Source organism: Pseudomonas sp. NFACC43 (assembly GCF_900119645.1).
Taxonomy (GTDB): domain Bacteria; phylum Pseudomonadota; class Gammaproteobacteria; order Pseudomonadales; family Pseudomonadaceae; genus Aquipseudomonas.
On record NZ_FPKK01000012.1, the window covers coordinates 111,368 to 125,097 of the forward strand.

At 63.5% G+C, this 13,730-nt stretch carries 11 protein-coding genes; 4 read left to right on the plus strand and 7 right to left on the minus strand.

All coding sequences use genetic code 11. The features are described from left to right. Positions 1 to 7 precede the first annotated feature (7 nt). From BT179_RS19980 to BT179_RS19990, 3 genes are all read right to left on the minus strand, one after another. Positions 8 to 3,100 carry an efflux RND transporter permease subunit gene (locus BT179_RS19980; protein WP_072431487.1) on the minus strand — a complete coding sequence of 1,031 codons (3,093 nt, stop codon included), beginning with the start codon at positions 3,098 to 3,100 and terminating at the stop codon, positions 8 to 10. Continuing rightward, positions 3,097 to 4,218 carry an efflux RND transporter periplasmic adaptor subunit gene (locus tag BT179_RS19985; protein ID WP_072431486.1) on the minus strand — a complete coding sequence of 374 codons (1,122 nt, stop codon included), beginning with the start codon at positions 4,216 to 4,218 and terminating at the stop codon, positions 3,097 to 3,099. The genes BT179_RS19980 and BT179_RS19985 overlap by 4 nt, the downstream gene beginning before the upstream one ends. Positions 4,219 to 4,380: 162 nt before the next feature. Next, positions 4,381 to 5,001 (minus strand): TetR/AcrR family transcriptional regulator, encoded by a 621-nt coding sequence (locus tag BT179_RS19990; protein WP_072396434.1) that lies wholly within the window; start codon positions 4,999 to 5,001, stop codon positions 4,381 to 4,383. A gap of 91 nt (positions 5,002 to 5,092) precedes the next feature. On the opposite strand from BT179_RS19990, the gene BT179_RS19995 reads away from it, so the two are divergent. Then, positions 5,093 to 6,562, plus strand: coding sequence for an efflux transporter outer membrane subunit (locus tag BT179_RS19995; protein ID WP_072431485.1), 1,470 nt, complete (start codon positions 5,093 to 5,095; stop codon positions 6,560 to 6,562). A gap of 52 nt (positions 6,563 to 6,614) precedes the next feature. Here BT179_RS19995 and BT179_RS20000 read toward each other — a convergent pair whose 3' ends face one another. Beyond that, positions 6,615 to 7,538 (minus strand): LysR family transcriptional regulator, encoded by a 924-nt coding sequence (locus BT179_RS20000; RefSeq protein WP_072431484.1) that lies wholly within the window; start codon positions 7,536 to 7,538, stop codon positions 6,615 to 6,617. 114 nt (positions 7,539 to 7,652) lie between these two features. Between BT179_RS20000 and BT179_RS20005 the strand changes: the two genes are divergently transcribed. Then, complete coding sequence (locus tag BT179_RS20005) at positions 7,653 to 8,648, plus strand: aldo/keto reductase (protein ID WP_072431483.1); 996 nt, start codon at positions 7,653 to 7,655, stop codon at positions 8,646 to 8,648. A 188-nt stretch (positions 8,649 to 8,836) separates the two neighbouring features. Here the strand turns inward: BT179_RS20005 and BT179_RS20010 are convergent, their stop codons facing one another. Then, entirely contained in the window at positions 8,837 to 9,799 is a 963-nt protein-coding gene (locus BT179_RS20010) for a sensor domain-containing diguanylate cyclase (protein WP_072396408.1), read from the minus strand. Between the two features lie 235 nt (positions 9,800 to 10,034). On the opposite strand from BT179_RS20010, the gene BT179_RS20015 reads away from it, so the two are divergent. After that, on the plus strand, positions 10,035 to 10,859 hold the full coding sequence (locus BT179_RS20015; RefSeq protein ID WP_072431482.1) for a helix-turn-helix transcriptional regulator: 825 nt from the start codon (positions 10,035 to 10,037) through the stop codon (positions 10,857 to 10,859). Positions 10,860 to 10,872: 13 nt separating this feature from the next. On the opposite strand, the gene BT179_RS20020 is transcribed toward BT179_RS20015, so the two are convergent. After that, the gene (locus BT179_RS20020) at positions 10,873 to 11,460 is read right to left on the minus strand and encodes a LysE family translocator (protein ID WP_072396404.1); all 588 of its coding nucleotides are present in this window, start codon (positions 11,458 to 11,460) and stop codon (positions 10,873 to 10,875) included. A gap of 202 nt (positions 11,461 to 11,662) precedes the next feature. Between BT179_RS20020 and BT179_RS20025 the strand changes: the two genes are divergently transcribed. Further along, entirely contained in the window at positions 11,663 to 13,117 is a 1,455-nt protein-coding gene (locus BT179_RS20025; RefSeq protein WP_072431481.1) for a TrkH family potassium uptake protein, read from the plus strand. Positions 13,118 to 13,197: 80 nt separating this feature from the next. On the opposite strand, the gene BT179_RS26800 is transcribed toward BT179_RS20025, so the two are convergent. Next, positions 13,198 to 13,704: a hypothetical protein gene (locus BT179_RS26800; RefSeq protein ID WP_072431480.1), complete on the minus strand. Its 507-nt coding sequence runs from the start codon at positions 13,702 to 13,704 to the stop codon at positions 13,198 to 13,200. Positions 13,705 to 13,730: the final 26 nt, after the last annotated feature.

Sequence of the window (13,730 nt, forward strand, 5' to 3'; positions counted from 1 at the left end):
GGACCGTTCAGCGCGATACGGCGTGCGCCTCCAGGACGGGTTGGTGGGCAGGCCCGGGCTTGATCTTGAACCAGAGCGAATACATCGCAGGCAGGAATATCAGGGTCAGCACGGTACCGGCGAAGGTCCCGCCGATCAGCGTGTAGGCCAGCGTTCCCCAGAACACCGAATGGGTCAGCGGAATGAATGCCAGCATCGCCGCCAGCGCGGTGAGGATCACCGGTCGCGCACGTTGCACCGTGGCTTCGACCACCGCGTCGTAAGGCGACAGGCCGGCCTGTTCGTTCACGTGGATCTGGCCGATGAGGATTAGGGTGTTGCGCATCAGGATGCCCGACAGCGCAATCAGGCCCACCAGGGCGTTGATGCCGAACGGCTGCTGGAACAGCAGCAGGATCGGCACCACGCCGATCAACCCCAGGGGCGCGGTGGCGAACACCATCAGCATGGCCGACATCGAGCGTACCTGGACGATGATGGTCAGCAGCATCAGCGCGATCATGATCGGGAACAGGGGCAGCAATGCCTTGTTCGCCTTTCCCGACTCCTCGACAGCCCCGGCCATCTGGATCCGGTAGCCGGGCAGCAGTCGCTCGATGATCGGTTGCAGCTGAGCCATGACCGCATTGGACACATCCGGCGGCTGGAGCCCTTCGGCGACGTCGCCGCGCACGGTGATGGTGGGCGTACGGTCACGGCGGCGCAGGAGCGAATCCTCCATGCGCGTCCCCACCGTGCCGACCTGCAACAGCGAGACTCGCTGGCCCTGGGCACCGGTCAAGGTGAAGGCACCGATCTGCGACGGATCCAGGCGCGTGTCGCCTGCCGAACGCGCGATCACCTGGACCGAACGGATATCCTCGCGAACCTGCGTGACGGGGGCGCCAGTGAGCAAAAACTGAAGTTGCTGGGCAACGTCCGTGGAAGTCAGGCCGAAAGCCTGCAGGCGATCCTGGTCCAGGGTGAGGTGCAACGTCGGGACACGTTCGCCCATGTCCGTATTGACGGTTCTCATCATCGGGCTGGCAGCCATTACTTCGCGCACTTGCGCGGCGATATCGCGCAGCACAGCGCGGTCCGGGCCCATGACCCGGAAGGCCACCGGGAACGGCGAATAAGGACCGAACACCAACTGGGTCACACGAACCCGGGCTTCAGCGGCCAGGCCGTCGGCCGCCGCTTGTCGAAGCCGTAGCTTCAGCGCGTCACGCTCCTCCTGGCTGGCGGTCAGGACAACGATTTTGGCGAACGAAGGATCAGGCAGTTCCGGTGCCATCGCCAGATAGAAACGCGGTGCGCCCTGTCCTATGTAGGCCGTGACGATGCGCGCTTCCGGCTGTTTCGCCAGCCAGGCCTCCACCTTGGCCGTGGCCGCATCGGTCTGCTCGATCGAGGTGCCGTAGGGCATCTGCACCTCCACCAGTACCTCGGGCCGGTCCGAGGTCGGGAAGAACTGCTTCTTCACCACCCCCATGCCCAGCACCGCCACGACGAACAGGCCGACGACGGATAACGCGACCAGGCCCTTGCGGCGAATGACACCACCCAGCAGGCGCCTGAAACGCTGGTAACGAGGCGTACCGTAGATAGCGGCGTGGCCGCCCTCCGGGGCCTTGATCGAAGGCAACAGCCTGACCCCCAGGTACGGCGTGAACACCACCGCGACGACCCACGAGGTGATCAGGGCAATGCCGACGATCCAGAACATGTTGGCGGTGTACTCACCCGCCGTGGACTTGGCAAAACCGTTGGGCATGAAGCCGATCGCCGTGACCAGCGTGCCCGACAACATGGGCGCCGCGGTATGGCTCCAGGCATAGGCGCTGGCCTTGATCCGGTCATAGCCCTCCTCCATTTTCACCACCATCATCTCGATGGCGATGATGGCGTCGTCCACCAGCAGCCCCAACGCCAGGATCAGCGAGCCCAGGGTGATCCGGTCGAAATCCTTGCCCGTCGCAGCCATCACGATGAAGACCGCGGCGAGGGTCAACGGCACCGCCGCCGCGACGACAATGCCCACGCGCCAGCCCATGCTCAGGAAGCACACCAGCAGCACCACGCCCAGGGCGGCGAAGAACTTGACCATGAATTCATTGACGGACGCGCTGATGTTGACCGCCTGATCCGTGACCTTGGTCAGCGTCAGGCCCAAGGGCATCTGCTCATTGATGGCCGTCGCCTCGGCATCGAGCGCCTTCCCCAGGTCGAGGCCGTTCCAGCCGTCGCGCATGACCACGCCCAGCAGCAGGGCCGGCTCGCCGTTATTGCGTACCAGGAAGGTGGCGGGGTCTTCATAACCGCGCCGGACTTCGGCCACATCGGACAGCTTCAGGGTCCTGCCCTGCACCACCAGCGGCGTATCGCGGATCTTCTGCAAGTCATCGAATGCGCCGTCCAGGCGGATGAAGACCTGGGGCCCCTTCGCTTCCACCGAACCGGCCGGCGTCATCAGGTTCTGGGCATTGAGCGCGTTGAAAATGTCCCGGGCAGAGATACCCAGCGTCGCCAGGTGCTCGTACGACAGCTCGACATAGATCCGCTCGGCCTGCTCGCCAATGATATTGACCTTCTTGACACCCGCCACATGCAGCAGGCGCTGGCGCAGGCCTTCGGCCTCCCGCACCAGCCTGCGCTGCGGTTCGCCCTTGGCCTTCAGGGCATAAAGGGCGAAGGTGACGTCGGCATACTCGTCGTTGACCATCGGGCCGATCACACCCGGCGGCAAGCCGTTCTCTTCATCATGAATCTTCTTGCGCGCCTGGTAGAACTCGTCCGCGACAGCCGAAGGCGGTGTGCTATCGAGCAGGTAGACGGTGGTGAAAGCCAGCCCCGGACGGGTGAAGGTTTCGGTGCGGTCGTACCAGCGCAGTTCCTGCATGCGCTTTTCCAGCTTCTCGACGACTTGATCCTGCATCTCCTGGGCCGTCGCACCGGGCCAGGCCGTGATCACGGTCATCTGCTTGATGGTGAATGCCGGGTCTTCCGCACGCCCAAGCTTGAAGAAAGCGTAGAGCCCGCCTATGGAAATCAGCAGGATCAGGAACAGCGTGATCGAGCGCTCCCGCACCGCCAGTGCCGACAGATTGAAGCCACTCATCGAGCCACCTCAGCCACAGGCGTGCGAAGGCTGACGGGCGACTCGGACCTGACCTGCTGCCCCTCGCTCAGAAGATGGGCACCCAGCGCAACGATCCGCTCACCGGCCTGCAGCGCGCCTGTCACCCGAGCGGTCTCGGCATTGTTCAAGGCCTGGATCGTGACGGGTCGCCAGGTCACCTGCCCCGGGTCGCCGGCCACGACCCAGACACCCGGGCCTTTTCCGGCATCATGGAGGGCGGCGATGGGTACTTGCACGTCATTGCCGTTGACCGCCTGGCCATCGGCGATCGCCACCGTGATGGTCGAACCCAGGGTTGCGTTGGCCAGCGCGCCGTCCAATACGTAGCGCGCCTCGAATGTCCGGGTCTGCCGGTCCGCCGAATCGGACAACTGGCGCAGGTAGGCGCTGGCACCGCTGCGGTGCTGGCCATAACGCTCGACCGTCGCCGGCGAGCCCAGCGCCGGGCGCAGCGTTTCGGGCAACTGGATCACCGCCTCGCGCTGGCCCGAATGGGCGACGCGCACCACCACCTGGCCCGCACTGACGACCTGCCCGGGCTCGGCCAGGGTGTCGACCACCACCCCATCGGCATCGGCCACCAAGGTCGAATAGCTCGTCGCATTGGCTGCCACATCGGCCTCGGCCTGGGCCGCGTTGAGCTGGGCCTTGGCCGAATCGGCGGTCGCCTTGATCGCTGCATAGGCTGAAGCGGACACCGCTCCGATCGACACCAGGTCACGGTAGCGAAGTTCATCGTCAGCGGCCTGGCGGGCCCGTGCCGTGGCTGCCAGCACTGCCTGCTGCTGTGCACGGGCGGCCAGCCTCAAGTCATTGGCATCGATGCGCATCAGCGGCTGCCCGCGCTTGACGCTCTGGCCGGTATCCACCAGCCGCTCCAGCACTTTGCCGGAGACCCGGAAACCGAGGTCACTCTGCACCCGTGCCGCGACGATACCGGTGAATACCCGTTTCGCGGGATCGGCCGGCTGCACCACTTCGACCCGTACGAGAGGCGTTTGCAGGCGCGGATCGGGCGGCGCGGTCTCACTGCAGGCCACCAGGGCACATGACAACAAACCAAGCAGCATGAATGACAGGGAATGGCGCGGGATCATAACGACCTCTCGATAGCGGATGCGTTATGCTCATTCAAGTGACCAATTCTGTCAATGGTCACAAAACATCGACAAGGAAGGGCTCCTGCCCGTCAGCAAAGGCGAAGGTTCATGAATGGGGCTGGAACGGGCGATGGATGCCAGCGCACCCACCGCCGCGCCTTATGGCATCAGGCTGCGCAGGATCAGGTTGGAGATCAGGGTGGGGGCTTGCTCGACGTAGTCGAGGTTGTACTGCAATAACAGCGGGTTGGTGAACGGACGCAGCGACAGATGGATCGCCTCGACGGTTTCGTCCAGGGGGGTCTTGCGCTCGAATTCACCCGATTCCCGCCCTTCGCGCACGATATCCAGCACGAAGCGCCTGATCCGGGCGCTATAGACCTGCGAGCTGGGCCAGCGCTCCATCGCGGAAAACGCCGCGATGTCGTAGAGCTTGCGCTCATTGAAAAACAGGCTCACGCCCGTCTCGACCAGGGCCTTGACCAGGCGCCGCAGACGTTCGGTGCTGGACAGGCCTTCAACCTCGATGGCCTGTTCCACGGCGTCGACGATCTTCCCCAGGCAGTTGGAGCAGATGGCTTCGCCGATCGCCTGCTTGGAGTCGAAGAATTTGTAGATATAGGCCTTGGAAAAGCCGATGGCCTTGGCCAGGTCGGACACCGTGGTCTTGCCGTAGCCATACTGGCTGAAGTGCTCGTTGGCCGCCGCGACGATCTGGTCTCGAATGTCGTGATCGGCAGGGCCGCGAACGCTGGGCGATGGGGGGGATGGCTGGTTCATGGGGGCCAGCTTACTCATCCCGGGCCAGCTTGACAACTTGTGACCAAATCGTAATATCGTCACAAACCCCTCCCCTTTGCGAAGGTATTGCATGCCCCCTACTCCCCGTTTTGCCGTCATGCTGTGCTTCGGTATGGTCGCGGGCTGCGCGGCAGGTCCCGACTACTCCGAGCCCGACCTGCAATTGCCGGCGCATTTTTCCACCCAGGCGCCCGCACCGGGGCCGGATAGCGTTGCAAGAACCGACCTCGCCCGTTGGTGGGGCGCGTTCAACGACCCGCTCCTGAACCAGCTGGTTCGCCAGGCACTCGAGCAGAACCTGGACCTGGCCCAGGCCAGCGCAAGGATCGAACAGGCTCGCGCCGGACTGGGCGCCGCCAACGCAGCGCTGCTGCCGTCGGCCACCGTCGATGCCCAGGCCGCCCGGTCTCGCCAATCTTTGGAGACGCCGCTGGGCCAGGTGTTGAATTCAACCCCCTCCTACAACCGTTATGGCAACGCCTATGAGGCAAACTTGAACGCGGGCTGGGAACTCGACATCTCCGGTGGGCTGCGCCGCGGCAAAGAGGCCGCCCTGGCCGAGTACCAGGCCTCCCAGGCCGCAGCGGTGGCGACCCGCCTGGCGGTCGTGGCGCAAACGGCGGACCTCTATGTCAGCATCCGCGGCCTGCAGACACGCCTGGACATCGCCCGGCAGCAAGTCAAGACCCGGGAACAGCTTCTTTCCACCATCGAGCACTTGTATGCAAAGGGCCTGGCGCCCGAATTGCAGTTGCACCAGACCCAAGGATCGCTGACCCAGGCCCAGGCCAGCGTACCGGTCCTGCAAGCGGGCCTCGATGCAGCCATGAACGCACTGGACGTCCTGCTGGGCAAGCCACCGGGCACCTACCGCGGACAGTTCACCGAACCTGGCGCCATTCCGGGCGTGCCGAACCTGGCGGACATGGGCGCCGTGGCCGATCTCTTGCGGCGACGCCCGGACCTGATCGTCGCCGAGCGTCGCCTTGCGGCAGCCAACGCACGCATCGGGCAAGCCACTTCCGAGTACTACCCGAAACTCTCCCTGGGTGCGTTGCTGGGCACTGCCACGGCGGTGTCCAGTGGCAACCTGTTCAGCAATGACGCCAGCCAGGCTTCGGCGGTGCTGGGATTGCGCTGGAGGCTGTTCGACTTCGCCCGCATCGATGCCCAGATCGACTTGGCGAAAGGCCAGGAAGCCGAAGCCCTGGCGGCCTATCGGCAGTCCGTCCTGCGGGCTTGCGAAGATGTCGAAACCTCCCTCTCGGCCTTGATCAATCGACAGCAACAGTCGATTCACCTGGTCCAGGGCGAATCCGCCTATGCCAAGGCTCGCTCGACCTCATTCGCAGCCTATGAGAAAGGCGTGGTCAGCCTGATCGAAGTGCTGGACGCCGACGAGCACCTCCTGGCGGCGGCGGATGGCAGGGCCCAGGCGCAAACCGAATCGGCTCGCGCCGCGATCGCCACCTTCAAGGCACTGGGTGGAGGCTGGCAACACGACGGCGTCGATGCCCGTTTCATTTCGAAAGCCCCCTGAGGGAACGCGGCACGACAACGCCCAGCGGTGCGGGCTGTGGCCTCAAGACCGATCAAGCCTCGACCATCAGTTCTCGCCGCGCCTGCGCGATCCCGTGCAGCAGCTCGATCACCCAGTCGATGAATACCCGTACCCGGGGCGAGAGCTGGCGGTGCGGCGGGTACACCACCGAAATCGGCCAGGCCGGTACGGCAAAGGCCTGCAGCACCTCCACCAGGCGCCCCTCGGCCAGTTGCCGTTGCACGTGGTACCGCGGGGCCTGGATCAGGCCAAAGCCGGCTTCACACGCTGTCACGTAGGCATCGGCATTGTTGACCGTCAGCTCACCCGGCACTTGCCACTCACGCACCTGCCCTGCCATCTCGAATTCGAACGGGAAATACCGCCCATTGCCCGCCCCGAAGCTGACAGCGCGATGTTCCGCCAGATCCTCCAGCCGGCGTGGCGTGCCGGAACGGGCGAGATAGTCCGGGCTGGCGCACGTCAACTGGCTCAAGCGTACGACCGGCCGCGCCACCAGCGCCTGGTCCGTGATATTGCCGGCCCGGATAGCACAATCCACCCCTTCTCGCTGCAGGTGCACCTGGTGGTCATGAAAGCCCAGGTCCAATCGCAACAGCGGGTATCGCTGATAGAAGTCTTGCAGGTGCGGCAGGATCCAGGTGCAGCCAAAGGCAATCGGCATGTCCACTTTCAACGTGCCGCGAGGCTGACTGCGTTGCGCCGACATCGAGCCTTCCAGATCGTCCAGATCGTCCAACAGCTGGCCGCAACGCTGATAGTAGGCCTCCCCGTCGAGTGTCGCCCGCACCTGCCGGGTGGTGCGCTGGAGCAATTGCACCCTCAGGTGCGCTTCCAGTTGCTGGATCAACAGGCTGACCGTGGCCCGTGGCAATCCCAGATCGTCCGCAGCCTTGCCAAAACCGCCCAGCTCGACGATACGTCGGAACACTTGCATTGCCTGTAACCGGTCCATCTTCGCCCCTCATTATTCGTGATTCACGAATAGTTAAACCAAATATCGCCACTTTATCCACTTCACTGTTCGCTGGAAACTGAACGGGTCATCCATGAACCAGGAGTCAATCTTATGAAGACCCGCCAATTAGGCCAGCAAGGCCCCTTCGTTTCCGCCATCGGCCTGGGCTGCATGGGCATGTCGGATTTCTACACCACGGGCGTGGACGAACCAGAGGCCATCGCCACCCTGCATCGTGCGCTGGAACTGGGAGTGACGCTGTTCGACACGGCTGACATGTATGGGCCGTACACCAATGAGGAGTTGCTCGGTCGTGCCCTGCGCGGCAAGCGCGAGGGCATCTGCCTGGCGAGCAAGTTCGGCCTGGTGCGCAGCGACGATCCCCATGCCCGGGGCGTCAATGGTCGCCCCGAATACGTCAGGCAATCGGTCGAAGGCAGCCTCAGGCGCCTCGGCACCGATTATCTCGACCTGTACTACCAGCACCGCATTGACCCGCAGGTCCCGGTCGAGGAGACGGTCGGCGCCATGGCCGAACTGGTCAGGGCCGGCAAGGTGTGCCACATCGGCATTTGCGAAGCCAGCGCCGAAACCATCCGCAGGGCCCATGGGGTGCATCCCCTGGCGGCGGTCCAGAGCGAATACTCGTTATGGTCCCGCGACCCGGAACACAACGACGTGCTGGAGACATGCCGACGCCTGGGCATCGCGTTCGTTGCCTACAGCCCTTTGGGCCGTGGTTTCCTGACAGGGGAATTGAAGAGCCCGGACGACTTCGCCGCCGATGACTATCGCCGCTTCAGCCCACGGTTCCAGGCAGACAATTTCAATCGCAACCTGGCGCTGGTGGATCGGGTCAAGTCCATGGTCGCGAGCAAGGGCATCAGCGCTTCGCAACTGGCCCTGGCCTGGGTACTGGCCCAGGGCGAACATGTGATCCCTATCCCGGGCACCAAGCAACGCAAATACCTGGAAAGCAACGTGGCGGCGGCAGCGGTCGCATTGAGTGCTGCCGAACTGGGCCAGCTCGATGAGATTTTCGGCGCCGAAGGCGTGGTCGCGGGTGAGCGGTACGGTGCCCAGACGATGAGCTTGCTCAATGGTTGAACCGCCTTCGCGGGCAAGCCCGTTCTGTCTGGGGGTGGGCTGTCATTTGGCCGGGATGCTTTGTGAGAGCGGGCAAGCCCGCTCCCTACAGGCGACCGTCGTGCCAGGCTCTGTACGAACGTATTGAGACGAAGGTCAGGCAGTTTTCAACGCTGCCTGAACGAGCATCAAGGCTTTTCGTACAGAGCCTAGCGGCGCTGGGCCTGCTTATGGGCATACATGGCCGCGTCCGCATCGGCCAGCAGGGTGTCGATGGACCCATGGCGCTGCGGCTGATACTCGATCTGGCCCACGCTGAAGCGGATGTCATAGCCGCGCTGCAGCATCGCATTGCGCTCATCCAGGATTTCCTGGAGCCGCGCCATGATCGACGTGATTTCCACATGAGAAGCCCCGGTGAGCAACGCCACGAACTCATCCCCGCCCAAACGGCCGATCACGTCGCTTTCGCGAAAGGCGATGCGCAGCACGTCGGCGAAGGTCTTCAGGGCATGGTCGCCCTCGGCATGGCCGAAACGGTCGTTGACGGCCTTGAACTCGTTGAGATCGAAGAACAGCAATGTCGCCGGGCGCCCCAAGCGATCACACACACTCAAGGCATGCTGGGCCAGGGTCTTGAACCCGCGTCGGTTGGACAGCAAGGTCAGTTCGTCCATGCTCGCCATCTGCACGGCGATCAATTCCTGCTCGGCCATGCGAGCCAGGTCGCGCAGTAATTGGCGCTCCTCGCCATCGAGCTTGCGCGGCCGGGTGTCGATCAGGCACAACGTGCCCAGCTTGCTTCCATCTTCCAGCCCCAACGGTTGCCCGGCATAAAAGCGAATGCCCGGCTCACTTACGACCAGCGGATTGTCGCTGAACCGCTCATCCTGCTCCGCATCGCAGATCTCCAGGATCTGGTCCTGCAGAATCGCGTGCCCGCAGAAAGAAATCTCCCGCGGTGATTGGCTCGCATCCAGCCCGGCGTTGGACTTGAACCACTGGCGATTGGCGTCCACCAGGGACACCAGCGCAATGGGCACGTCGAACAGGCGTCGGGCCAGTCGGGTCAACCGGTCGAACCGCTCCTCGGGCGCGGTGTCGAGCAGCTTGAGCGCTTGCAGATTCTTGAGGCGGGTAGCTTCGTTGTCAGGTTTACCTGGCGCGAGCATTGGAAACTCCATTGGCGGGACTTTTCGCAGTCTGGTCCAGGAGCAGTCTAGTCCAGCCCGTCGCCCCTTCCACTGCCGACCCAGCCGAACGGTAAATCCCGCGGATATCTACGGGCCAAGCCCTGGCCCTGTACGAATAATCTTGATACCAGTGCAGATTGCATCGAAAACCGCCTCGCAATGCGCATGTACTCCAGTACACTGCGACGCAGGTCCAACACGAGGATGCCAGCCGATGAAGCCCGCCCCCCAAGATGACGCCCCGCACTTCTGGCGTGACGCGGCGCTGCCTTTCATCGAAGCCCGGGCCATCGCCGACGGACGCAAGGTCTGTTATTCGCGTCATTCCCACGATCATTTCTCCATCGGGGCGATTACCGCCGGGTGCAGCACCTATCTTCACGAACAGTCGGCCTTGCGGGTGGAAAGCGGCACGGTGGTGCTGATGAACCCCGGCGACGTCCATGCCTGCAACCCGATCGACGATCAACCCTGGTCCTATGTGATGCTCTACGTCGATACCCAGTGGCTGAGGGACTTGCAACAGCGTATCGGCTTTGACCAAACCACGGATTTCCAGGGTTTCGCCACCACCCATAGCCGCGATGCCGAGCTGTTCGCCGCTTTGCAGGCGCTGTATGGGCTGCTGGTGGATGAACGGATCGACATCCGGCACAAACAGGCCGCCGCCGAGGCGTTCTTCACCGACCTGCAACAGCGCCTCAACCCGGCGGGTCGTCCGGACCGGGGCAGCCATCCGGGCCTGATGCGGGCGGCGCAATTCATCCACGATCGCTGCACCGAAGCCCTGAGACTGGAAGACATCTGCAGCGCCGCGCAGCTTTCGCCGTCCTACCTGAGCCGGGCCTTCAAGCGCCATTACGGGATGACGCCCCATGCATTCCTGGTCAATCGCCGGATCCAGTTCGCCCGCCGCCAACTGCGCGAAGGCCGGCTGATCGCCGATGTGGCGCTGGACAGCGGGTTCGCCGACCAGGCGCATTTCCAGCGAGCCTTCAAGCAGCACCTGGCGGCGACACCCGGCCAGTATCGCGGCTGACGGCCAGGCCGGTTCAAGGCAGCAGCAGGTACACCGCGCTGGCCACCAGCAGCGCCGCCATCGACCGATTGAACAGACGCATGGCGGCCGGGTTGCCCAGCCAGGCCCGCAGGAAACTGCCGGCATAGGCCCAGCAACCCACCGAAACGTAGCAGATCACCAGGTAGATGGCTGCGAACTGCCACACCAGCCGCGCTTCGCCATCGGCCACGAAGGCACCCATGCCCGCCACGCAGGCCAGCCAGGCCTTGGGATTGAGCCATTGCATCAACGCGCCATGGAACATCGAGGGCGCACGCCCCTCCTGCGCTGCGCCGAGCTCTCCATCATCCATCGCCAGCTTCCAGGCCATGAACAACAGAAATCCCACGCCCCCCAGCTGAACCACCCGCGTAAGGCCGGGCCAGCGCTGCAACACTTCGTGCAATCCCAGGCCCATCAGCACCAGCAGCAACACGAACCCCAGGGTGGCACCGGCCACATGGCGCAAGGTGGCCCGGAACCCATAACGGGCCCCGGAACTGAGGGCCACGATATTGACCGGCCCCGGCGTAATGGAAGCCACCAGGGCAAAAGCCGCCATGGAAATAATCAGATTCATCGCATACCTTCTTCATGTCTGTGGGGTAGCGACCAGGGTAAATGCCGTGCTGGGCGGGGTATTGAACAAAACTGCCCAAGTGCGACGCGGCCAGCCGCCAGCCTTGGAACAGGCCCATCACTGTTGATTTTTTACGCAAACTTTACGCCGAACCTCTACGGAGAAATCGATACTCGGCGGCTCACTCAACCGGGCGCGCGCCATGTCTTTTGCGGTACTGCGGTTCATTGGTTTCATCCTCGGCATTTTCCTGATCACCCTGGCCGCCAGCATGGCGATCCCGCTCCTGACGCTGATGTGGTATGAGCGAAACGATGACCTGTCGGCCTTCCTGTGGTCGAGCCTGATCACCTTTGTCTGCGGCATTGCCCTGGTGGCCCGTGGCCGCCCGGCCCATACGCAGATACGCCCCAGGGACATGTACCTGCTCACCACCGCCAGTTGGGTCGTTGTCTGTGCGTTCGCCGCCCTGCCCATGGTGCTCATCCAGCACATCAGCTACACCGACGCCTTTTTCGAGACGATGTCGGGCATCACGACCACTGGCTCGACCATCCTGACCGGCCTCGACAATGCGTCCCCGGGCCTGCTGGTCTGGCGTTCGATGCTGCACTGGCTCGGCGGCATCGGCTTTATCGGCATGGCCGTGGCGATCCTGCCGCTGCTGCGGGTCGGCGGCATGCGTCTGTTCCAGACCGAGTCGTCGGACTGGTCGGAAAAAGTCACGCCGCGCTCCCACGTCGCGGCGAACTACATCCTGTGGATCTACACCGGATTGACTGCCCTGGCGGCCCTGGCCTTGTGGGGAGCCGGCATGACGCCCTTCGAAGCGATCAATCATGCGATGTCGCTGATTTCCACGGGCGGGTTTTCCACCTCGGATTCTTCCCTGGCTCATTGGCCTCAACCGGCCGTCCATTGGGTCTCGGTCGTCGTGATGATGGCCGGCTCCTTGCCCTTTACCCTCTACGTGGCCACGTTGCGCGGCCACAGGCGTGCATTGCTCAAGGATCAGCAAGTCAGGGGATTCGTCGGTTTCCTGGTCATTACCTGGCTGCTGGTCGGCACCTGGCTGAGCCTGAACAGCGATCATTCGTGGTGGGATGCGGTGCGTATCGTGGCGGTCAATGTGACTTCGGTGGTCACCACCACAGGCGTTGCGCTGGGCGACTACACCCTCTGGGGCAGTTTTGCCCTGTTGCTGTTCTTCTACCTGACCTTCGTCGGCGGTTGTTCGGGCTCAACGGCCGGCGGGTTGAAGATCTTTCGCTTCCAGGTGGCCGGGGCCTTGCTGATGGGCAGCCTGAAACAGCTGATCCACCCACGGGCGGTGATTCAGAAAAAGTACAACGACCATCCCATCGACGAAGAGATCGTCCGCTCGCTGCTGACCTTCTCGTTTTTCTTCACCATCACCATCGGTGGCATCGCCCTGGGCCTGGCGCTGATCGGCCTGGACTGGACAACGGCCTTGACCGGCGCAGCCACTGCCGTGTGCAACGTGGGACCGGGACTGGGGCCGATCATCGGGCCGGCGGGCAATTTCTCGACGTTGCCGGACGCGGCCAAATGGCTCTTGACCCTGGGCATGCTGCTGGGCCGACTGGAGATCCTGACCGTCCTGGTACTGTTCACGCCCGTGTTCTGGAAGTACTGAACGCTTCGTTTGCTGCTGGGTAACCGACCAATAAAAAGCCGCGACACCTCGATAGAGGCGCCGCGGCTTTTCATTGGCGATCAGCGATCGTTCTTGATCGAAGAGCTGGTCGCGTTGGTCAGGCCTTTGGTGTTGTGGGTGCCAGGGGTGGTGGCGGAGATTGCCGAGGCCTTGGTCAGGCCACGGGTGTCACGATCCTGCGCGACGCTCGAGGTCACCGAAGCGTGTGTCTTGCCGGCACGGTCGGTGCGGGTGGTACCGGTGTGATTGCCGCTCAGGCCATGGTCACGGGTACGGGTGGCCTTGCCGGCATGGTCGCTGCTCAAGCCGAAACCATGGCCGCTGGAGTCGCCGGACTTGCCATTGCCCTTGCCGCCGGCATGGCCGCCGCCATTGCCGGCCCCATTGCCTCCTCCGTTGCCGCCGCCATTACCTCCTCCGTTACCGCCGCCACCGCCACCACCATTGCCGCCACCTGCGGCATAACTGGCGCCAATGGGCGACAGATCCGCTGGCAGCAAGGCCGAAGCACCCAGCATCAGGGTGCAGACCGCAACGGCGATAAGGGATTTGTTATGTTTGGACATGATGTCTCCGAAAGACAAAATCAACG